The 21,180-nt window shown below is 52.6% G+C and carries 17 protein-coding genes; 9 read left to right on the top strand and 8 right to left on the bottom strand.

What is annotated here, in order from left to right; translation table 11 throughout:
- Window positions 1-158 precede the first annotated feature (158 nt).
- Window positions 159-470: a hypothetical protein gene (locus FFS57_RS08165; protein ID WP_137937291.1), complete on the bottom strand. Its 312-nt coding sequence runs from the start codon at window positions 468-470 to the stop codon at window positions 159-161.
- Between the two features lie 227 nt (window positions 471-697).
- On the bottom strand, window positions 698-2,335 hold the full coding sequence (locus FFS57_RS08160) for a DEAD/DEAH box helicase (RefSeq protein WP_137937383.1): 1,638 nt from the start codon (window positions 2,333-2,335) through the stop codon (window positions 698-700).
- A gap of 335 nt (window positions 2,336-2,670) precedes the next feature.
- Between FFS57_RS08160 and typA the strand changes: the two genes are divergently transcribed.
- On the top strand, window positions 2,671-4,482 hold the full coding sequence (gene typA, locus FFS57_RS08155; RefSeq protein WP_137937290.1) for a translational GTPase TypA: 1,812 nt from the start codon (window positions 2,671-2,673) through the stop codon (window positions 4,480-4,482).
- A 135-nt stretch (window positions 4,483-4,617) separates the two neighbouring features.
- Here typA and serS read toward each other — a convergent pair whose 3' ends face one another.
- From serS to FFS57_RS08135, 4 genes are all read right to left on the bottom strand, one after another.
- Window positions 4,618-5,901 carry a serine--tRNA ligase gene (gene serS, locus FFS57_RS08150; RefSeq protein ID WP_137937289.1) on the bottom strand — a complete coding sequence of 428 codons (1,284 nt, stop codon included), beginning with the start codon at window positions 5,899-5,901 and terminating at the stop codon, window positions 4,618-4,620.
- A 13-nt stretch (window positions 5,902-5,914) separates the two neighbouring features.
- A complete protein-coding gene (locus tag FFS57_RS08145) occupies window positions 5,915-7,225 on the bottom strand; it encodes a replication-associated recombination protein A (protein ID WP_137937288.1) in 1,311 nt (436 codons plus the stop codon).
- The gene (gene lolA / locus FFS57_RS08140) at window positions 7,218-7,799 is read right to left on the bottom strand and encodes an outer membrane lipoprotein chaperone LolA (protein WP_249383940.1); all 582 of its coding nucleotides are present in this window, start codon (window positions 7,797-7,799) and stop codon (window positions 7,218-7,220) included. Before lolA ends, FFS57_RS08145 begins: the two co-directional genes overlap by 8 nt.
- Window positions 7,800-7,927: 128 nt before the next feature.
- Window positions 7,928-8,611: an OmpA family protein gene (locus FFS57_RS08135; RefSeq protein WP_137937286.1), complete on the bottom strand. Its 684-nt coding sequence runs from the start codon at window positions 8,609-8,611 to the stop codon at window positions 7,928-7,930.
- 256 nt (window positions 8,612-8,867) lie between these two features.
- On the opposite strand from FFS57_RS08135, the gene gyrA reads away from it, so the two are divergent.
- From gyrA to FFS57_RS08120, 3 genes are all read left to right on the top strand, one after another.
- Complete coding sequence (gyrA, locus tag FFS57_RS08130; RefSeq protein WP_137937285.1) at window positions 8,868-11,474, top strand: DNA gyrase subunit A; 2,607 nt, start codon at window positions 8,868-8,870, stop codon at window positions 11,472-11,474.
- Between the two features lie 223 nt (window positions 11,475-11,697).
- Window positions 11,698-12,024: a ComEA family DNA-binding protein gene (locus FFS57_RS08125; RefSeq protein WP_137937284.1), complete on the top strand. Its 327-nt coding sequence runs from the start codon at window positions 11,698-11,700 to the stop codon at window positions 12,022-12,024.
- A gap of 470 nt (window positions 12,025-12,494) precedes the next feature.
- Complete coding sequence (locus FFS57_RS08120; protein WP_137937283.1) at window positions 12,495-13,298, top strand: enoyl-CoA hydratase; 804 nt, start codon at window positions 12,495-12,497, stop codon at window positions 13,296-13,298.
- A gap of 59 nt (window positions 13,299-13,357) precedes the next feature.
- Here the strand turns inward: FFS57_RS08120 and FFS57_RS08115 are convergent, their stop codons facing one another.
- The gene (locus FFS57_RS08115; RefSeq protein WP_137937282.1) at window positions 13,358-13,885 is read right to left on the bottom strand and encodes a thioesterase family protein; all 528 of its coding nucleotides are present in this window, start codon (window positions 13,883-13,885) and stop codon (window positions 13,358-13,360) included.
- A 308-nt stretch (window positions 13,886-14,193) separates the two neighbouring features.
- On the opposite strand from FFS57_RS08115, the gene pepP reads away from it, so the two are divergent.
- From pepP to FFS57_RS08090, 5 genes are read left to right on the top strand one after another with little or no spacing between them, the layout of a single operon-like run.
- Window positions 14,194-15,498, top strand: coding sequence for a Xaa-Pro aminopeptidase (gene pepP, locus FFS57_RS08110; protein ID WP_137937281.1), 1,305 nt, complete (start codon window positions 14,194-14,196; stop codon window positions 15,496-15,498).
- A gap of 14 nt (window positions 15,499-15,512) precedes the next feature.
- A complete protein-coding gene (locus FFS57_RS08105) occupies window positions 15,513-16,694 on the top strand; it encodes an FAD-dependent monooxygenase (RefSeq protein WP_137937280.1) in 1,182 nt (393 codons plus the stop codon).
- Window positions 16,691-17,866, top strand: a complete 1,176-nt coding sequence (locus FFS57_RS08100; RefSeq protein WP_349306722.1) for a UbiH/UbiF family hydroxylase — start codon at window positions 16,691-16,693, stop codon at window positions 17,864-17,866. The genes FFS57_RS08105 and FFS57_RS08100 overlap by 4 nt, the downstream gene beginning before the upstream one ends.
- Before the next feature lie 25 nt (window positions 17,867-17,891).
- Window positions 17,892-18,665, top strand: a complete 774-nt coding sequence (locus FFS57_RS08095) for a DsbC family protein (RefSeq protein ID WP_137937279.1) — start codon at window positions 17,892-17,894, stop codon at window positions 18,663-18,665.
- A gap of 24 nt (window positions 18,666-18,689) precedes the next feature.
- Window positions 18,690-19,499, top strand: coding sequence for an energy transducer TonB (locus FFS57_RS08090; protein ID WP_137937278.1), 810 nt, complete (start codon window positions 18,690-18,692; stop codon window positions 19,497-19,499).
- Here the strand turns inward: FFS57_RS08090 and FFS57_RS08085 are convergent.
- Entirely contained in the window at window positions 19,435-20,475 is a 1,041-nt protein-coding gene (locus FFS57_RS08085; RefSeq protein ID WP_137937277.1) for an NADP(H)-dependent aldo-keto reductase, read from the bottom strand. The two genes, FFS57_RS08090 and FFS57_RS08085, sit on opposite strands and share 65 nt — an antisense overlap.
- Between the last annotated feature and the right edge of the window lie 705 nt (window positions 20,476-21,180).

The raw sequence follows: 21,180 nt of genomic DNA, 5'->3' as shown, positions 1-21,180 counted from the left end.
TGCAACCGTAGCTTCTGCTGCTTTTATATTCGGATTATCAGCCAAACCATCCTGGATCAATTGGTTCAGTTGCGAATCCTGAAAGCTTCGCCACCAGTCTGTAGTCAGTCACTTAATTGGAGATGTATCTACCGGTCCGTCAATTGGAGGGGCATGATTCAATATCCAGGCTTTATCCAGGCTTCGGCCCGTAGACCTCGTTCGCAGGTGTAGCCAGCCGGTAGCGTCAACGACAATGGGGGAGAGGGATATGTACCCGGATTTTCATCTTGATGTACCCATAAGCAGGAGATTGCTGTTATTGATATTTCGTTGATTAATATTGCATTTGGAATTATTTGTGTGAGCGAAACACCCACTCGCTGAGTGCGGATGCCCTTGTTCAACACCTCAATGGATACATGGTGAGCGTGTCGCGGCATCTTGGTCGGCAAGATCTGCTGCTCAAGCAGCTTGAGATCTTCGGCCATGATCGCGCTCAATTTTTGTATCTTATGAAATTGTAACGGATGAAATTATATTGCCAATCAGCTGAAGAAAACTGATCACAAAAATCGCGTTGAATTGAGTGGCGTGTGTACTGCCACATCTTATTGGAAAAGATTTGTGGGGGAGCTTTATGTCTGAAAAGCAAGAAAAAAGCCTGGACATTGTGCCCAGGCTTTTTTCATGTAGCTTGTACCAATACAGGTGCTGATCAGCGATCTGTTCTGGAGCGGCCGCCACCTGATGGGCGGCGACCACCTTGCGGGGCGTCGCCTTGCGGGCGCTTGCGTTGAGCTGGGGTGCTTTCATTGCCGAACATCTGGTCGTAACGCGCACCACTAGCATAATCGCTTGGGAAGTACGGTGCTGGTTGGCTCTGCGTGCGTGGACGATTTTGGCCGGTGGTATTTTGACCGAACCGGCTGCTGGGTTGTGCGTCATTACGCCAGCCACCGGCATTTTGGCGCGGTGCACGACGTTGTTGTTCGCCACCCCATGATTTTCCAGCGCCATCACGCGCAGCAAAGCCTTCGCGTGGCGCGAAGCCCTCACGGTTTCCGTTAAAGCCCTCACGACGACTTTCACCGCCATTGCTGCGACGCTGACCGTCACCACGGTTACCGCCGCCAAAACCACGGCCCTGGCCACCCGGGCGGCCATTTCCGCCACCACGGCGTTCGCCACCACGAGCACCTTGTGGGCGAGGCTGGAAGCGTGCTTCCATGCCTTCTACTGCAAATGGAGCAATGGCTTGGCCCGTAAAGCGCTCGATACGGCGCAGAATCAATACATCATTCTTGCCCGCAAACGAAATCGCAATACCACTTGCACCAGCACGGCCAGTACGGCCAATACGGTGGACGTAGTCTTCGGCAAATTTGGGCAGGTCAAAGTTGATCACGTGGCTGATGCCAGATACGTCAATACCACGAGCGGCAACGTCAGTAGCAACCAGTACACGTACGTCGCCACGACGAACCTTCAGCAGTGTACGCTGACGATCACGTTGTTGCATGTCGCCATGCAGCGCTGCGGTCTGGAAGCCTTCTGCCGCCAGTTCGTCAGCCAATTGGTCTGCATCGCGTTTGGTAGCGGTGAAGACAATGGCTTGTTTAACGTCTGCATCACGGATGAAGTGGCTCAGCAAACGCTGCTTGTGTGCCAGATCATCAACATAGTGCAGCTTTTGCTCAATGTTTTCGTGACGTGCTGTTTGCGAAGCGATTTGAATGCGCTTCGGATCGGTCAGCAACTGATCGGCCAGTTTGCCAACCACGCCTTCCAGCGTTGCGGAGAACAGCGCAGTTTGACGTGTTTTCGGGGTGCGCTCGGCAATGCTCAATACATCTTCGGAGAAGCCCATGTCCAACATACGGTCAGCTTCGTCCAGAATCAGCATTTCCAGGCGGGAGAAGTCGATACGGCCACTTTGCAGGTGGTCGATCAGGCGACCGGGCGTGGCAACCAGAATTTCAAAAGGGCGATCCAGCAGCTGGTTTTGTGTTCGGTAAGATACGCCACCGACGATGCTCACTACTTTGGCGCGGCGCAAGTGTTTACCGTAAGTGGCAGCTGCGTTGGCAACCTGTTGTGCCAACTCGCGTGTTGGGGTCAGTACCAGAATGCGTGGACCGCGGCCTGCTGCCTTGGGCTCTTCAGTCAGTTTTTGCAGTGCAGGCAGCATGAAGCCTGCGGTTTTGCCAGTACCCGTCTGGGCTGAGGCCATCAAATCATGACCCGCGATAATTTCAGGCACGGCCTCGGCCTGAATTGGGGTGGGTGCCGTATAGCCGGCGTCGTTCAAAGCTTTGAGGATGGCGGGATGTAAGCCAAGATCGGCGAAAGTCAATTGGGACAAGACAAATCCTTCAGAACAAATATCAAAAGCCGGCTCGGTCTGTGTGAAATAACAGACGGCAACACCAAAACAGGACAGCCAAATGGCGTGAAATGAGGCGGTTCTACCGGCAACGTAACATCGACGCTAACCGGGTAAAGAGACGCGCAATCACAAAGCGGGTGCGCGAAGAGGTCAGATTCGATGAGCTTTTATTGTGCATGTTTGACAACTGTTTGATGCACAATCAAAAAGAGGCCGCATTATGTTGTAAATGCAAGAAAATTGCAAGCATTTTGTGTTAGACTCCAATGCTTTTACTGAATCTTGAAAGCTGGAATCGATACATGACGCGCGCCATTCGCAATATCGCCATCATTGCCCACGTTGACCATGGTAAAACTACGCTGGTTGACAAATTGCTCCATCAGGCCGGTACCTTCCGCGAAAACCAACATATCGCTGAACGGGTAATGGATAGCAACGATATCGAAAAGGAGCGCGGCATCACCATTCTGGCCAAGAATACCGCTGTTAACTACGAAGGCACCCACATCAACATCGTTGACACCCCTGGGCACGCGGATTTCGGTGGCGAAGTCGAGCGCGTATTGGGCATGGTGGATGGTGTCTTGTTGTTGGTGGACGCAGTAGAAGGTCCGATGCCGCAAACCCGCTTCGTAACCCGTAAAGCACTGGCTCTAGGGTTGAAGCCTATCGTTGTGATCAACAAGGTTGACCGTCCGGGCGCACGTCCGAACTGGGTAATCGACCAGACTTTCGACTTGTTTGATAAGTTGGGTGCGACCGAAGAGCAGCTAGATTTTCCTGTGGTATTCGCATCGGCCCTGAACGGTTTTGCTACGCTAGATCTGGCGCAGCCTTCTGAAAATATGCGCCCGTTGTTCGATACCGTATTGAAGCATGTTGCGCCGCCGTCTGGCAGCCCGGATGAGCCGTTGCAACTGCAGATTTCTGCACTGGACTATTCGACCTACACTGGTCGTATTGGTGTTGGTCGTATTGCGCGTGGCCGCATCAAGCCTGGCCAACAAGTCATGGTCATGGGCCGTGATGGGCAAAAGCAGGCGAAAATCAACCAGGTTCTGGGTTTCCAAGGCTTGGAGCGCGTATTGGTCGATCAGGCTGAAGCGGGCGACATTATTTTAATCAACGGTATCGAAGAGATTGGTATCGGTGTGACCATTGCAGATGTGAATCAGCCAGAAGCATTGCCAATGCTGTCGGTGGATGAGCCGACCCTGACCATGAACTTCCAGGTCAATACCAGCCCGTTTGCCGGTACTGAAGGTAAGTTTGTTACTTCACGCCAATTGCGTGATCGTCTGCAGAAAGAATTGCTCACCAACGTGGCATTGCGTGTTGAAGATACCCAGGATGCTGACATATTCCTGGTATCGGGCCGTGGTGAATTGCATTTGACCATTCTGCTGGAAAACATGCGCCGAGAAGGCTACGAACTGTCTGTTTCCAAACCGCGTGTGGTGATGAAGGAAATCGACGGTGTAAAGTGTGAGCCGTACGAAATGTTGACCGTTGATGTGGAAGAAGCACATCAGGGTGCGGTGATGGAAGAGTTGGGGCGCCGCCGTGGTGAAATGGCTGACATGTCCAGCGATGGCAATGGCCGTACTCGCCTGGAATACAAGATTCCTGCACGTGGTTTGATTGGTTTCCAAGGCGAATTCCTGACCCTGACGCGTGGTACTGGCATCATGGCGCACGTATTCGATGAATATGGCCCAATCAAGGCCGATATCCCAGGCCGTCGTAACGGTGTACTGATCAGCCAGGAGCAAGGTGAAGCGGTTGCGTACGCACTGTGGAACCTGGAAGACCGTGGCCGTATGTTCATCGGTGCGGGTGAAAAAGTTTATGAAGGCATGATCATCGGAATTCACAGTCGTGATAACGATCTGATCGTCAACCCGTTGAAGGGTAAGAAGCTGACCAATGTACGTGCATCCGGTAAGGACGAAGCCGTTGTGTTGACTCCGCCGATCAAGATCACGCTGGAATATGCAGTGGAATTCATTGACGATGACGAACTGGTGGAAATTACACCGCAATCGATCCGTCTGCGTAAGCGCTATCTGTCAGAAAACGAACGTAAGAAGATGGCTAAAGCTGAAGGCTAAGCTATACGGACCGGGGGTGCGGGCTTGGTACTGCACCTCATCAATAAAAAGCCCGTTGGGTAAACAACGGGCTTTTTGTTGGCCTTCAGATCAACATGGGTCAGGGAATAGAGCTGGCCTGTGCTGTTGAGATCATTAGCCGATATGTTCGATGCCGCCCATGTAGGGGCGCAGCACAGTCGGGATCGTTACACTACCATCAGCATTCTGATAGTTTTCCAGAACCGCAACCAAGGTGCGGCCTACCGCCAGGCCGGAGCCATTCAGTGTATGTACCAGCTCATTCTTACCAGCTTCGTTCTTGAAGCGGGCTTGCATACGTCGAGCCTGGAAGGCCTCACAGTTCGAACAGCTTGAAATCTCACGATAGGTATTCTGCGCTGGCAACCACACTTCCAGATCGTAAGTCTTTGTGGCGGAAAAACCCATATCCCCCGTACACAAGGTAATGACCCGGTAAGGCAGTTCCAGTTTCTGAAGAATGGCTTCAGCGTGGCCAACCATTTCTTCCAATGCGTCATAAGACTTTTCTGGGTGGACGATTTGTACCATTTCGACTTTGTCGAATTGATGTTGGCGGATCATGCCACGGGTATCGCGACCATACGAGCCGGCTTCCGAACGGAAGCAAGGTGAGTGGGCTGTCAGCTTGATCGGCAATTCATCCGTTTTCAGAATGCTATCGCGGACAGTATTGGTCAGCGAAATTTCTGATGTTGAGATCAGGTACTGTGTAACCGGGTTATCTTCCCCACCTTTTTCAACACGGAACATGTCTTCGGCAAATTTAGGTAACTGACCGGTGCCGTACAAAACTTCGGGATTCACGATGTACGGAGTGTAAACCTCGGTATATCCATGTTGATTGGTATGGGTGTCGATCATGAACTGGGCCAATGCACGGTGCAAACGGGCAATTTGGCCGCGCATCAGGGTAAAACGGGCGCCTGATAGCTTGGCACCGGTTTCAAAATCCAATCCGAGAGGAACGCCAATATCTGTATGGTCACGTACTTCAAAATCAAATGCACGTGGTGTGCCCCAGCGACGTACTTCCACGTTGTCCTGTTCATCCTTGCCTGTAGGGACGGACGTAGTGGGCAGGTTGGGCATGCGCAACAGCATGTCATTAAGCTTGTCTTGCAGTACACTCAGGTTGGCTTCGCAGGCTTCTAGCTCATCCTTTAAGTTTGCGACTTCAGCCATGATGGCCGATGCATCTTCACCTTTGGACTTGGCGATACCAATTTGCTTAGACGCGGTATTGCGTTTGGCCTGCAGCTCCTGCGTACGGGTTTGCAGGTATTTGCGTTCATTTTCGAGTGCGGTGAACGCCTCGATATCCAATTGGAAGCCACGAGCAGCAAGGCGGGTGGCGACGTTATCCAGATCATTGCGAAGCTGTTGAATATCCAGCATGTGATTAGTCCATTCAATTCTTGTTGCGAGCTTGATGATCCAATTCTCGCAGAAACGCCAGTTTCTCGGCAATTTTGGCTTCCAACCCACGTGGAGTGGGCTCGTACCAATGTAGGTCTTGCAGTCCATCCGGCAGATATTGCTCGCCTGCGGCGTAGGCATGCGGTTCGTCATGGGCATATCGGTATTGATGGCCCATGCCCATTTCCTTCATTAATTTGGTTGGGGCATTTCTTAAATGCATTGGCACCGGGCGGGACTTGTCCTTTTCTACGAATGCCTTGGCTGCCTTATAGGCCATATAGCCTGCATTGCTTTTAGGGGCGACCGCCAGATAGATCACGGCTTGCGCTAAGGCCAACTCACCCTCCGGGCTGCCGAGGCGTTCAAAAGTTTCGCAAGCATCCAGAGCTACTCTCCAGGCACGAGGGTCAGCCAGCCCGATATCTTCGACGGCCATACGCACCAGTCGCCGTGCAACATAAAGTGGACCGGCACCGCCATCCAGCATGCGTGTCAGCCAATACAAGCTTGCATCAGGATTGGAACCACGAACAGACTTATGTAATGCTGATATCTGGTCATAAAACGCATCACCACCTTTGTCGAAGTGTCGTGCGTTGATTGAAAGTGTTTCGCCAATAAAGGTCTGATCCAGTTCAGTCAGCTGTCTGGCTTCGGCGGCGGTTTGGCATTGTTCAATCAGATTCAGCAAACGTCTCGCGTCACCATCGGCATATCCGATCAAGGCATCTCTTGCGGCATCGTCAAAATGGCGATCAGGCATGGCACTCTGAGTGGCTCGGGCAAACAATTGCCGCATATCGTCATCGCTAATCGGCTGCAGTACATAGACCTGTGCACGTGACAGCAAGGCGGAATTGACCTCGAAGCTTGGATTTTCAGTGGTGGCGCCAATAAACGTCACCAAGCCTTGTTCTACGTAGGGCAGAAAAGCATCTTGTTGCGATTTGTTAAAACGATGGACTTCATCGACAAACAAAATGGTATGGCGAGCATGTTGTTGCAAGGCCAACTCGGCTTGCTGCATGGTCTCGCGAATGTCTTTTACGCCAGAAAACACAGCAGACAAAGGGCTGAATTCCGCATCGAAGCCGGCTGCCATCAAGCGAGCCAACGTGGTTTTGCCGACGCCAGGTGGCCCCCATAGGATCATTGAATGGGGCTTGCCTGATTCAAATGCCAAACGCAATGGTTTGCCAGGTCCGATCAGGTGACGTTGACCGATGACGTCATCTAGTGTCCGCGGCCGCAACCTCTCCGCCAGCGGCTCCCGTGGCCGTTCGTGAAACAGGTCACTCACTGATGACATCCACGCCCTTGGGCGGTATAAACTTAAACTGATCTGCCGGTAGCTTGGGATTGCGCTCCAAGCGTGAGAAGCGAATCACTGTAGTCTGACCAAAGTTGTCTTTGAGCTCCATTACAGTCAAATCATTCTTGATAAAGCCCATCTTGACAGTCTGGAAAGTTGACTCGCTGGACTTGGGTTTGGCTTCCAGCCACTCCATTCCATCTTTGGTGCCTGCATCCTTGAGCGCATAGGCTTTTTCAATGTCATTGCTGCCTGCTAACAAGGCAGCTGGGCTGGAGCCGAGTGCCTGATCCAGTCTCTTGACGGTAACCTGCTCAATATCTTTGTCATACAGCCAAAGTTTCTGGCCATCACCCACAATTAATTGATCATAGGGTTTGATATAAGACCAGCGGAATTTGCCAGGTCGCTGAATGGTCACATGGCCGCTTGCTACTTGGCCGGCACCAGATCGTTGTCCGAACACCTGCTGTGAGAATTCCGCTTGCAGTGAGTCTGTACTGGCGACAAAGGCTTTGAGTTGATCAATACCACCCGCCAAGCTAGGGAGGCAGGTTAGCATGAGTATGGGGATTAGGGGCAGTGTATAGTGCTTCATGGTCAGACATTATGAGGGAAATTTGGCTTCCGTGGTTTTCAGAAAGCAAAAAGCCCCGGAAGACCGGGGCTTTCGTGACAACCTGCAGCTAATTAGTTAGCTGACTTGGTGCCCTTCAGATCAATTTCCACGCGGCGGTCAGGCTGCAGGCAAGAGATCAGCTTCTTGGTCTTCTTGTTGCCTTTGCAATCTTCAGGCTTGGTAACGGGCTGAGACTTGCCAACGCCAGTGGCGGTAACCTTGTCTGCCGGCAGGCCCTTGCTGACAACGTAGGACTTAACAGACTGAGCGCGACGCTCGGACAACTTCTGGTTGTACTTGTCGGAACCGATACGGTCGGTGTGACCGATGATTTCGATGCTGCCGTCAATGCTCTTCACGTGTGAAGCCAATGCGTCTTCAATGATCTTGTCCAGTGCTGCTTTACCGTCATTGGACAGCTTGTCACCATTGAATGCAAACAAGACGTCAGCCTGCAGAGTGAACTTCTCGGTCTTCGGCGCGGGGCGAGGAGCCGGTGTAACCGGGGTGGCCGGTGCTTCAACTGCAGGTGCGGTTGCAGGCGCAGGAGCCGGTTTCGGCGGCATCAAGCTTGCATCGCAGTCTTCAAATGCACTGTCTTTGGTCCAATAACCAGTGCGCCAGCATTCGCTGTAGTTGTTTTTGACGACAGTGCCTGTGGAGCCGTCGGTTGTATAGCCGTCGCGAGCCTGAGCGGTGAAGCCGGCTACGGCCAACGAAGCTGCCAACACGGACTTGATCAGTTTGTTGGTCATATTGTTTTCTCCTGACTGAAAAGGGTCAAACCGGAATTTCTTATTATCCAGCGGGCTTTTGGAGCCCGGCAACGTGGTAAGGATAGCCGCAAAGCCCGAATCATACCAAACGAAATGTGGCTGAAATGTGAAAGTGGAGGTGCACTGTTGTTTTTTTGCAAACAGCAGTAAAAATACCGGTGCGGCATCAATTGGTCGGGTGTGTGCGGCGTGTTAGAATCTTGTCTATTTTTCGCATCGAAAAGCCCAAGGATACATGGAACAGTTCGCAAAAGAGACCATACCCGTCAGCCTTGAAGAAGAAATGCGCAAGAGCTACCTCGACTATGCAATGAGCGTAATCGTGGGGCGTGCGCTGCCGGATGTGCGGGATGGTTTGAAGCCCGTGCATCGCCGTGTGTTGTTTGCAATGCATGAGGCCAATAATGTCTGGAACCGTCCGTATGTAAAGTGCGCGCGTATCGTCGGTGACGTCATGGGTAAGTACCACCCGCATGGTGACGCCTCGATCTACGATACGCTGGTGCGTATGGCGCAGGATTTCAGCATGCGCTACATGCTAGTCGACGGCCAGGGTAACTTTGGCTCGATCGATGGTGACAATGCTGCGGCCATGCGCTATACCGAGTGCCGTCTTGAACGTATTTCAGGCGAGTTGATGGCGGATATCGACAAGGAAACGGTCGATTTCGTACCCAACTATGACGGTAAAGAGCAAGAGCCGTCGGTCTTGCCCACGCGATTGCCCAACCTGCTGATCAATGGTCAGACTGGCATTGCCGTTGGTATGGCCACTAACATCCCGCCACACAATCTCTCCGAGGTCATTGACGGTGCGTTGGCGTTGTTGCGCAATGCTGATTTGACGGTCGACGATTTGATGGAGTACATCCCGGCACCGGATTTCCCGACAGCAGGCATCGTTTATGGTATCAGCGGTGTGCGCGAGGGCTACCGTACCGGTCGGGGGCGTGTGGTGATGCGCGCTCGCACTCACATTGAGGATGTGGGCAAGGATAAGCAGGCTATCATCGTTGATGAGTTGCCTTATCAGGTCAACAAGAAGAACCTGATCGAAAAGATTGCCCAACTGGTCCGTGACAAAGAGATCGATGGCATTGCCGATCTACGTGATGAATCAGACAAATCGGGCTTGCGCGTTTATATCGAGCTGAAGCGCAATGAAATGCCCGATGTGGTGCTCAACAACCTGTATAAGCAGACCGAGCTGCAATGTACCTTTGGTATGAACATGGTGGCACTGGTCGACGGCCAACCACGATTGTTGAACCTGAAGCAGATTCTGGAATGTTTCCTGCGCCATCGTCGTGAGGTCGTTACCCGCCGTACTGTCTATGAACTGAAAAAGGCACGGGAACGGGCGCATGTACTGGAGGGCTTGGCCGTTGCGTTGTCCAATGTGGATGAAGTGATTGCGCTGATCAAGGCCTCACCAACTCCACCTGAAGCCAAGCTGGCGTTGATGTCTCGCGAATGGCGCTCTGGTTTGGTTGAAGAAATGTTGTCCCGTGTGGCCAGTGAATCTGCCCGGCCAGAATGGTTGTCACCTGAATTCGGTTTGAAATCCCAGGGCTACAAATTGTCCGACACGCAGGCGCAGGCGATTCTGGATATGCGCCTGCAGCGACTGACTGGCCTGGAGCAGGACAAACTGCAAGCCGAATACCGAGAAGTCATGGACAAGATCCTTGATTTGTTGGATATCCTGGCCAAACCGGAACGGGTCACCCAGATCATTGGCAATGAGTTGGCCGATACCAAGCAAATGTTTGGCGATGCCCGTCGTTCCGAGATCATTCCGTTTGGCGAAGACATCAGCCTGGAAGACCTGATTACACCGCAGGACATGGTCGTGACTTTGTCACATGGCGGTTATATGAAGGCGCAACCACTGGACGATTATCGTTCGCAGCGCCGTGGTGGTCGGGGCAAGCAGGCAACGGCGACCAAAGAAGATGATTTCATCGACAACCTGTTCATTGCAAATACCCATGACTATGTACTGTGCTTCTCCAGCCTAGGGCGGGTGTACTGGATCAAGGTCTATGAGGTGCCGCAAGGTGGTCGTACCGCTCGTGGTAAGCCGATCGTCAATCTGTTGCCGTTGCAGGATGGTGAAAAGATCAATGCGATCCTACCGGTGAAGACATTCGACGAAAATCACTATGTGTTCATGGCTACCAGCTTGGGCACGGTGAAGAAAACACCGCTGTCGGATTTCTCGCGCCCGTTGCGGAAGGGCATCATTGCGGTGGATTTGGACGAGGGCGATTACTTGATTGGTGTCGCGATTACGTCTGGTAAGCATCAGGTCATGATGTTCTCGGATGCCGGTAAGGCGGTTCGTTTCGATGAGCAAGATGTGCGTGCCATGGGCCGACAGGCTCGTGGTGTGCGCGGCATGCTGTTGCAGTCGGGGCAGGCAGTGATTTCCATGTTGGTGGCGGACTCTGAAGACTGGCAAGTGTTGACTGCGACTGAAAATGGTTACGGTAAACGCACCTCAATCGGTGAATTCCGCTTTACCAGTCGTGGTACGCAAGGTGTGATTGCTGTTGATTTGACGGAGAAAACGGGCCAGAAGTTGGTTGCAGCCACATTGGTGCAACCTACTGATGAAGTGATGCTGATTACGACAGGAGGGGTGCTGATTCGTACCAAAGTCAGCGAAATTCGTGAAACTGGCCGTGCTGCCCAAGGCGTTCGACTGATCAATCTGGATGAAGGTGAGAAGCTTTCCGGTCTGGAAAAGGTTCAGGAAACCGAGGGGGATGAAAATGAAGAAGGTGACCTTGAGGTTGAGGGGGAGCTGGAAGAGGGAAGCGACAGTGCGGATGAATGATTGGCATATCGCTGATTTTTGAGTGATGGTGAGTGCCAATCAATATTGACGAGCATTGTCTACACAGCGAATTTAGTTGACTGGCGTGAGCGTTGATTCAAAACAGGCCATCGGTAAATACCGATGGCCTGTTTTTTTCTGGCTTGAAAAAGAAGGTATGTTTCACTAGGCTGATTTTCGGTAGTCCCATTCGATTTGGAGTTTGACTAAAAGGAGCGTGGTGATGAGAAAGCTGCTACTGACGTTGCTGACGTTGTTTACCTTGATGGGAAGTGCGTTCGCTGCTGTAGACCTGAATTCTGCCACGCAGCAACAATTGGAAGGTTTACCTGGCATTGGCCCAGCGAAAGCAAAGGCGATTCTGGACTATCGTCAGAAGAATGGTTCGTTTAAGGCCGCGGAAGAGATCATGAAAGTGCCAGGTATCAAGCAGGCGACTTACGACAAGATCAAAGGCGAATTGACCGTGGGCGGCAAGGGGCCGGCGAAGCCAGCTGACGCAAAGGCGACAAAGCCGTCGGAAGCCAAAAAAGACGAGAAAAAGAAGTAAACAAGTCATTCTTCCTTCGGATCAAAAAACGGCGTCAAATGGCGCCGTTTTGTTTTTGGCCTACGCAATAATATGAATTAAATGGCCAATTCGGGACAAAAAATGGTGCGGTGCCACGATACCGAAATTAGCCTTCTGCCGGTGGTCCGCAACTATGGGGGATATTTGAAAATAGTCATGTAAAGAAGATTTTTGCGTTGCAAAACAAGTCATTCTGATTAATTTTGTTGAATGTGCTAGCGTTAGAAAACTGTGTGATCATGAATAGTGTGTGGGTCTTTCACGACCGATTGTTGCAATTCATGATGCTGAGCGAGGAAGTTTGGGTGATGACATCAATTCAAGCGGACACCCACGCGGAATCGTTTTCTCACTACTGAATTCTGGAGGTTTCCAGCCGAGAAATGGTTGTATGCTCGTGACCGAAGCGGGGAGGCGCTTTGGCATGCAATGTGACAGGAGACAGAACCATGCAAACCGTTGTCGTTGAGGATGACGTTACCTCGCTTGTGCTCCGTGAGCGCCATGAAGGCATTGTTCAACTAACGTTGAATCGTCCCAAGCAACAGAATGCGATGTCCAGCCAGCTGATTTCGAGACTGCAGATCGAGTTGGATGCGATTGCGCTGGATGAATCGATACGTGTGGTGGTTCTGGCTGCACGTGGCCCTGCTTTTTGTTCCGGGCATGATCTGAAGGAAATCCAGGGGCGTTACACCCGAGAACATTGTGTCGCATTGTTCCGGCAATCCAGCCGGTTGATGATGACCATGACCCGCATGCCACAACCGATCATTGCCAAAGTCCATGGCATGGCGACCGCTGCGGGATGCCAGCTGGTGGCAAATTGTGACTTGGCGGTAGCTTCCACATCGGCAAAGTTTGCAACCTCTGGTATCAATATCGGCTTGTTCTGCGCCACGCCTGCAGTTGCAATCAGTCGGAGCTTGCCTCGAAAGGTCGCGGTGGAGATGCTATTGACTGGTGATTCTATCGATGCGCATACAGCATTTGTGCGGGGGATGGTCAACCGAGTGGTGTCACCGGAACATCTGGATGAGGAAACCATGCGTTTGGCCAAATCGATTTGTGATAAGCCTGCCTCCTCAATCATGGCCGGCAAGCAGATGTTCTATCGCCAACTGGATATGGGATTGGAACAGGCTTATCAGTACGCCGCTGAAGTGATGGCACTGAATGTCATGTCTGACGATGCGCGAGAAGGTATAACGGCCTTTCTGGAGAAACGAGAGCCTATCTGGCACACCGATTGATCCGGTGAACCGGCATTACAGCATATTGTTGAATTTGTCGCCCGGCTTGCCGGGCGTTTCTATTGGGCCGATGATTTTTTCAGTTGAAATGCAACAGTCCAAGCTTCTACATGAGCGGGGAATGGAGGAGATGGCTCATGGTAACCCAGCGAACCTAGCACCATGGATGACGGAATCTTATTCCTGCCTTGGACAAACAGGCCGCGCAATACTGCTGAGGCGCAGAGCTTCCCATCTGCCTCGAAATCCTGCTGGATGTACCAGTATTTGTCATCCCAGCAAAGCAAGCGGGTGACCAGTTCAAATTGTTGAAACGGTCCAATTTCTCGAATGAAGGTCATGTCTACAGCTTGCGCGACTGGGCCCCACTTGTGTTTGAGCAGTGTTCCAAGCAGTCCGGATGTGCCAAGCAGATAGGTGCGGCCCAGATCCATGAACGACAGATAGCGTGAATTGGTCATGTGCAGGTTGATATCGCAATCCCATGGCATGCAGCGAAAACGCTGGCGGGCTGGTGCCATGACCTCGCCACGTTTGGCAAGCAAGGTACGTAACAGGGTGATCAGGAAACGGAAATAGAGATTCATGGCGTATCGATCAAATGCTCGATTGAAAACAACCTGCGATCTTGCCTGATTCAACAATCTGTTGCCCGGTTTTTTATATGCTTGGCGGTAAGTAGGCCAGCAAATGGCTGGGCCATTCTGATGACATTGCCTTGATTACTGTCTGAATTGGCGTGTTAGCCTGAAAACCGAATGTATGCTTGCCATGCCGATTCGGTTAGCTTGGGATTGCCGGCCACATTTGCGAGACGCTCGGAACCCGTGCAACGTTGGTATCCCCTATAATGGGCGCTATTTTGACTGCTTACATCCGCCCCTGGAACCAATTCATGACCCAACTTGCGCTGACCATCGCTCGCCGTGCCCGTTTGGCAGGACAGATGAAACATGGTGTCGCTGTCATTCCGACTTCAACGGAAGTGATTCGTAACGCTGATTCCACCTATCCATTCCGGTTTGATAGTTCGTTTTTCTATCTGACCGCTTTTCCTGAGCCAGATGCTATTTTGGTGATCGTGGCGGGCAATGCCTCGAAAAGTATTTTGTTCTGTCGTGACAAGGATCTGGAGCGCGAGATTTGGGATGGTTTCCGCTATGGCCCTGCAGCTGCCAAAGAAAAGTTTGGTTTCGACGAGGCTTGGTCGTTGAACGACATTGATGCCCGTCTTCCAGAGTTGTTGTACGAGCAGTCCCGCTTTTATTCGGCCATTGGGGCGGATGCCGTTTGGGATGCACGTGTCATGGGATGGCTGAATGCAACCCGCAGAAAGTCGCGTCATGCCAACGTTGCACCCATTGAATTGGCAGATTGGCGGCCTCTTGTGAATGAAATGCGTCTGATCAAGGATGAGCAGGAGCTGGGTGTGATGCGTCGTGCTGCGCAGATTTCGCGGGATGCGCACATTCGTGCGATGCAGTTTGCCGCGCCCGGTTGCTTTGAGTATGAAGTTGAAGCCGAGCTAATGCATGAGTTCTATCGCAGGGGTAGTCGTGCACCAGCCTATGGCAGCATTGTGGCGACGGGGGCGAATGCATGTGTGCTGCACTATGGTGAAAACACCGCGCAACTGAAAGATGGCGATCTGCTGCTGATTGATGCGGGTTGTGAGCTGGAAGGCTATGCCAGCGATATCACCCGCACCTTTCCGGTCAACGGCAAGTTCTCCGGCCCACAGCGGGATGTCTATGAGATCGTGCTGGCAGCACAACAAGCAGCGATTGATGTCTTGCGACCTGGCTGTGGTTGGCACGATTCACACCAGGCTGCAGTGCGGATACTGGCTCAAGGCATGATTGACCTGAAATGGCTGACAGGCACTGTGGACGAAGCCATCGAGTCTGAGGCCTATCGTCAGTTTTACATGCATCAAACAGGTCACTGGCTTGGGCTGGACGTGCATGATGTGGGTGAATACAAGCAACAGGGCACCTGGCGTGCATTGCAGCCTGGTATGGTGCTGACGGTGGAGCCTGGCTTGTATGTCCGTCCAACCGACAAGGTGCCGGCGGCATTTTGGAATATAGGCGTCCGTATTGAAGACGACGTAGTCATCACGACAACAGGTTACGAGGTGTTGACTGATGGCACACCCAAAACAGTGGTGGACATAGAAGCTGCCATGGCAGCAAGGTAAACCGAGGGGCAAATATGGCAAACCGAATTGCAAGCTTGCCAGAGCATTTGGATGTGGCAATCGTTGGCGGCGGGCCGGTTGGGGCGGCATTGGCCTTATCGTTGCAAGGGCAGGGGCTGATTGTGGGTGTATTCGAAGCCCGTGCCAGTTTACCAAGCCAGGACCCACGTGCACTTGCACTGTCCTGGGGGAGTGTACAGACCCTGCAGGGATTGGATGTATGGCACCCAATTCCGCAAGCGACTGCCATCGAAACGGTGCATGTGTCGCAGCGCCAGGGTTTCGGTCATGCCACTTTGTCTCATACTGAGTTGGATGTGCCAGCCTTGGGCTACGTGGTGAATTATGGAGATTTGGCCGGAGCCTTGAATGCGGCACTGGCGGCAGCCCCAATCCACTTCCACACGGGTGTGCAATTGGATATGGTCAAGCCGTTGGCCGGGTATGTGGCCCTGCGATTGAATCAGGGACATGTTCAAAAGCTGGTGACCGCCAGCCTGCTGGTCGTAGCGGATGGCGGCAAGGGTTTGACTGAGCTGCCGGGCATTGAGCGCCGGCATCAGGACTATGGCCAGCATGCGGTGGTATGTGATGTCCGCACTGATCAGCCGCAGCAGCATATTGCATATGAGCGTTTCTCGGATGATGGGCCGATGGCGTTGTTGCCGCGTGGTGAAGGATATGCACTGGTCTGGACTTGCCGGAGTGAGGCCGTGGAGGCTTGTCTGGCGTTATCTGATACGGCGTTTCTGACGCAGTTGCAAGCGCGCTTCGGTAACCGTGCCGGTCAATTTGTTTCAGTAGGCGCTCGAGCGGCTTTTCCGCTGGCGTTACGTCGTTTGGTCAGTCCAATCAGCGTACGAACCGTTCTGATCGGCAATGCTGCTCAGGTATTGCACCCAGTTGCTGGCCAAGGTTTCAATCTGGGACTGAGAGATGCGATGGCCCTGGCCAAAGTGGTGAAGGAAAGCAAGCGTGACGAGCTGGGTAGCCGCAACATGCTGAATCGCTATGCCAAGCGTCGTGCGTTGGATGCCACCAGTACGACGGCGTTCACCGATGGACTGATCAAATTGTTTGCCATGCCCGGCAGTGCTGCCAGTACGGCACGGGGCAGTGGTTTGGCTTTGCTGGATATGGTGCCAGCAGCCCGCAAGCGACTGACTCAACATATGGTGTTTGGGGCGGGGATATGATGCAGCATGACTTTGACGTAGCCATTGTAGGTGGCGGCCTGGTGGGCACCAGTCTGGCGTTGGCATTGGCCAATAGTCGGCTTCGTGTGGTGTTGGTTGAAGGACGCAAACCTACCGCATTGCCAGCAAGCGATAGCTGGGACTCTCGAATTTATGCGATCAGCCCTGGCAGCCAGCAGTTTCTGGAAGAGCTGGGTGCCTGGCAGCACATGGCCAAGGATAGGCTTGGCCCCGTTAGTCAGATGCTGGTGCGTGGCGATGCGCATGATGCCAGACTCGCGTTTTCCGCTGACGATGTGCGTGTACCGCAACTGGCGTGCATTCTGGAAAACAGGTTGCTGCAAGATGCATTGTGGCAAGCTGTGCAGGCCGCCGAAAATGTTTCAATCATTTGCCCGGCAGAACCCGCCCAGGTCGAGTTGGGTGGACGGATGGCCAATTTGACATTGGCTGGTGGGCAGACATTGACCACGCAACTGGTGGTCGGGGCAGATGGGGCCAACTCGTGGGTGCGTAGTCAAGCGGGCATCAGTGCAGCACCGCGTCTCTATCAGCAAAAAGGTGTCGTGGCGAATTTCCTGTGTGAGAAGCCACATGGGCAAATTGCGCGCCAATGGTTCTTTCCCGATGGCATTTTGGCCTGGTTGCCGCTACCGGGGAACCGGATGTCAATGGTATGGTCTACCTGGGACGCCAAGGCCGATGAATTGGCTGGACTTGATCCTACTGCATTGTGTGAACGGGTGGCCGCCGCTGGCGGACATGAACTGGGGACGCTGACATTGATCACTCCGGCGGCAGTATTTCCGTTGCGATTATTGCATCTGGATCGTATTGTGGCCCCCCGGCTGGCCCTGATTGGTGATGCTGCCCACAATGTACATCCGTTGGCGGGACAGGGGGTCAATCTTGGTTTCCAGGATGCACGTACCCTGGCCCGGGTACTGAAAAGCGCCGTGCCGGGAGAGGACCTGGGTGAACATTTGCTGTTGCGCCGTTATGAGCGTGCACGCAAAGAAGATGTATTGGCAATGCAGGTCGTGACTGATGGCCTGCAACGCCTGTTCAACAACGACAACAGCCTGCTTGGCTGGTTGCGTAACACCGGTTTGGCAATGACCGACCGGTTGGGCCCGATCAAGCATCGGCTGATTCGTCATGCATTAGGTTAACTGGAGACATTCTTTGAGTACATTCATGTTGAAATTCGGGCGTGCAAGCGCATCTATTGCTGTTACGCTGGCGCTGGCGGCATGCTTGCCCAATTCCACGGTGGCAGCCGATAAAACTGTTGCCGAAAAAGGCCCGATCAAACCCGCCCTGGCGGAAGAAATCAAGAAAAAACTGGCGGAACGTGTACCCAATGCACGTATCGACAGCGTCAATACCACACCGATTCCCGGCCTGTACGAAGTGGTCGTGAACAAACGTAATGTGGTGTATGTCGATCGTGATGCCAAATACCTGCTGGATGGCGAACTGGTAGACCTGACCACCCGCAAGAGCCTGACTGAGAGCCGTGTGGCTGATCTGCGCAAGGTCGATTTTGCGTCGTTGCCTTTCGATGATGCAATCAAGGTTGTCAAAGGCAAGGGGGAGCGCAAGCTGGCCGTATTCTCAGATCCGGATTGCCCATTCTGCAAGCGCTTGGAAACGTCGCTGAAGGATATGGATAACGTCACCATCTATACTTTCCTGTACCCGTTGGCGCAATTGCACCCTGATGCTCATCGCAAATCTGCACTGGTATGGTGTTCGGCTGATCGTGCCGCAGCATGGACAGCATTGATGCTGGAAAACAAGGTACCGGAAGGCGAAGCGAAGTGTGATACCCCAATGACCAAGATCGCTGCATTGGCTGAGCAATTTGGTATTAGCGGTACACCGGGCATCGTTTTCCCGAATGGCAAGCTGGTGCCGGGCGCCATCCCGCGCGAACAGATCGAGCAAGAACTGGGCGCAGCCAAGTAATACCAACAGCGGGGCGTTTTGCAGGTGGAGCAATCGACAAAACCATGGCGTCCCGCCGTTTTCTTCAGTACAGCATTGTCATCATCAGTGCTGCTGCATTACCTGTTGATCTTTGGTATCACGGTCTATAGTGACCAGCCAAGCCCTCAACGCAGACAATCAATCGAGTTACGCCTGTCACCACGGCAACCGGTTGTTTCATCTGCAACGTCGCAACTCAGCACTACACCAACAACCGTCGAAAAATCTCCACTTAAACTGCCAATGCCCAAGCAGGCCAAACCGCCTGCGGTACCGGCGTTGCCTGCCATCATCAGTGAAACGGACAGCCTGGCCATTGCAGCGGGTGAACCCGTTGCACCGATCGCTGCTTTGCCTTTGCCTGCACCATGGTTGCCCAGCCTGGGGGTCATTGAAGCACCGGACCTGACTTACTACGAAACCAGCGAACTGGATACCCCTGCCGAGCCGGAACAACCCATTACACCATTTCTGCCATTGTGGGCGTTGCAGGATGAAACCAAGAAAGTCATTGGCCGAGCAGTGTTGCGCCTGTGGATCAATGAACAAGGTGGCGTGGACGAGTTGGAGGTCGTGGAATCCAACCCGCTGGATTTGATGGATGAGAACGCACTCTATGTGTGGCGTCATGCCAAATTCATCCCCGCGATGAAAAATGGCAAGCAGGTGCGTAATCAGAAACTGATCGAGGTCACGTTTGGCGACCAGACCAAACTTTCCCCCGATCAGGTGATTGTGATCGAACCGGCTATTGAACCGGGTTCGGATGTCGTTGGTGGATTGCCTCGATTCCGCTCAAAACGTGATCACTAAGCTGCAAACTGGCGCTGTCGATGTTTTCTTCAAGTTGTTGCAGGGTTGTCGCACCAATGATATTGCTGGCGACAAACCAGCGGCTGTTGACAAACGCCAGCGCCATTTGAGCCGGAGATAACCCATGTTCCTTCGCCAATGCCACATAGGCTGCGGTCGCGTCGCTGACATAGGGTTTGTGATAACGGCCACCAAACTGTGGAAAGCGTGTCAAACGGCCATCGGCCTGAGGGTTCGCCAGATACTTGCCTGACAGCAGCCCAAACGCCATCGGGCTGTATGCCAGCAAACCAACCTGTTCGTGGTGACAAGTCTCGGCCACCCCCATTTCAAAAGTGCGGTTGAGCAGGCTATAGGCGTTCTGGATGCTGATTATCCGTGGTAATCCACGAAGCTCAGCCTGCTTGGTGAATTGGCACACCCCCCAGGCGGTTTCATTGCTGACACCAATGTGCCGAATCTTGCCCTCACGGATGAGCCCGGCCAATGCATCCAACTGCGCTTCGATGGCAGGTGCGGGCCGCGCCTGGTTTGGGTCATAGCCGACTTGGCCAAACATCGGCACATAACGGGCTGGCCAATGCAATTGATACAGATCGATATATTCTGTTTGCAACCGCTTCAGGCTGGCTTCCACCGCCATCCGAATCTGTCGCGCATCCAGCTGTGGTGCTTCGCCGTTGCGTAGCCAATCCAGCCCACGAGATGGGCCGGCCACTTTGGTGGCAACGATCACCCTGCTGCGATCCTGTTTTTTCAGCCAGCTACCCAAATAACGCTCTGTCAGTCCCTGAGTCTCCGGCTTTGCGGGTACCGGGTACATTTCTGCCGCATCAATGAAATTGACACCGCGTGAAAAAGCGTAATCAAGCTGGCTATGTGCTTCAGCTTCGGTGTTTTGTTCCCCCCAGGTCATGGTACCCAGGCAGATTCGAGACACGATCAGGTTGGAATGAGGAAGCTGAATGGTTTGCATGGTTTGTTCTCAAAGCGGTCGGGCAAAGGATGATAGCGTATCTGACGAGAAAATATTGATGTTTGCCTTATATGTGGATGTTGTTAATTAAAATGGGTCAATGTGATCGATATATTGATCATCAAATTTTATTTGAAGTGCAAGGTTTTTATATTTGACTTTATCAAAATAGAGACATGAATCAAAACAGAGTTGATGGTCGCAATGTCAATGCTGGTGGCAAGGTGATCGGATAACATTCAACATTTTCAATATATTGATCGCTGATGTGGCCCGGAGATGTACTGCTGCTGATCATCAAGGCGGTTGGCAAGGAAGGTGATATTTAGAATTTCATAATTATTCAATGTAGGATGTTTTTGTGTTTCTTGCAGTAACTGCATATAGTTTACACCGAAGCCGATTGCCAGCTATTTTTCAATTTTTTACGATTGATGAAAAGAATCAGCCACATCATGCGTGGCATGGGCAACGCCAACCCGGCACCTGTCGAAAAATCGTTATTGCATTAGTCAAAACAATCTGGACATTCATTCAATGAATATTAAAAAGATCTGCATGCTACTGGTGGGCGGCCTCGCTCTGTGCTCAACATTGCCTGCTTTTGCCACACCAATCTGGTGTGTCGGCAAACTGACCCGGACTTACATCAACGAGAGCGGTGAATTGTTCATCCTGCCGGACTGGCGGCAGGACTGGGTGCAG

The organism is Chitinivorax sp. B (assembly GCF_005503445.1).
Lineage (GTDB): Bacteria > Pseudomonadota > Gammaproteobacteria > Burkholderiales > SCOH01 > Chitinivorax.
Note: the sequence above shows the minus strand (reverse complement) of the source record. Positions and strands in the feature narration are given on the sequence as shown.

Coding starts and splice junctions, on each gene's coding strand:
- FFS57_RS08115 (WP_137937282.1), bottom strand. CDS start 13,885: ATGAATCTCTATTTCCGTTTCCTGATCACCCTGTTACGTACCTTGCTT.
- FFS57_RS08095 (WP_137937279.1), top strand. CDS start 17,892: ATGTTGAAATTCGGGCGTGCAAGCGCATCTATTGCTGTTACGCTGGCG.
- typA (WP_137937290.1), top strand. CDS start 2,671: ATGACGCGCGCCATTCGCAATATCGCCATCATTGCCCACGTTGACCAT.
- FFS57_RS08085 (WP_137937277.1), bottom strand. CDS start 20,475: ATGCAAACCATTCAGCTTCCTCATTCCAACCTGATCGTGTCTCGAATC.
- FFS57_RS08165 (WP_137937291.1), bottom strand. CDS start 470: ATGGCCGAAGATCTCAAGCTGCTTGAGCAGCAGATCTTGCCGACCAAG.
- FFS57_RS08135 (WP_137937286.1), bottom strand. CDS start 8,611: ATGACCAACAAACTGATCAAGTCCGTGTTGGCAGCTTCGTTGGCCGTA.
- gyrA (WP_137937285.1), top strand. CDS start 8,868: ATGGAACAGTTCGCAAAAGAGACCATACCCGTCAGCCTTGAAGAAGAA.
- FFS57_RS08125 (WP_137937284.1), top strand. CDS start 11,698: ATGAGAAAGCTGCTACTGACGTTGCTGACGTTGTTTACCTTGATGGGA.
- lolA (WP_249383940.1), bottom strand. CDS start 7,799: ATGCTAACCTGCCTCCCTAGCTTGGCGGGTGGTATTGATCAACTCAAA.
- pepP (WP_137937281.1), top strand. CDS start 14,194: ATGACCCAACTTGCGCTGACCATCGCTCGCCGTGCCCGTTTGGCAGGA.
- FFS57_RS08105 (WP_137937280.1), top strand. CDS start 15,513: ATGGCAAACCGAATTGCAAGCTTGCCAGAGCATTTGGATGTGGCAATC.
- FFS57_RS08120 (WP_137937283.1), top strand. CDS start 12,495: ATGCAAACCGTTGTCGTTGAGGATGACGTTACCTCGCTTGTGCTCCGT.
- serS (WP_137937289.1), bottom strand. CDS start 5,901: ATGCTGGATATTCAACAGCTTCGCAATGATCTGGATAACGTCGCCACC.
- FFS57_RS08100 (WP_349306722.1), top strand. CDS start 16,691: ATGATGCAGCATGACTTTGACGTAGCCATTGTAGGTGGCGGCCTGGTG.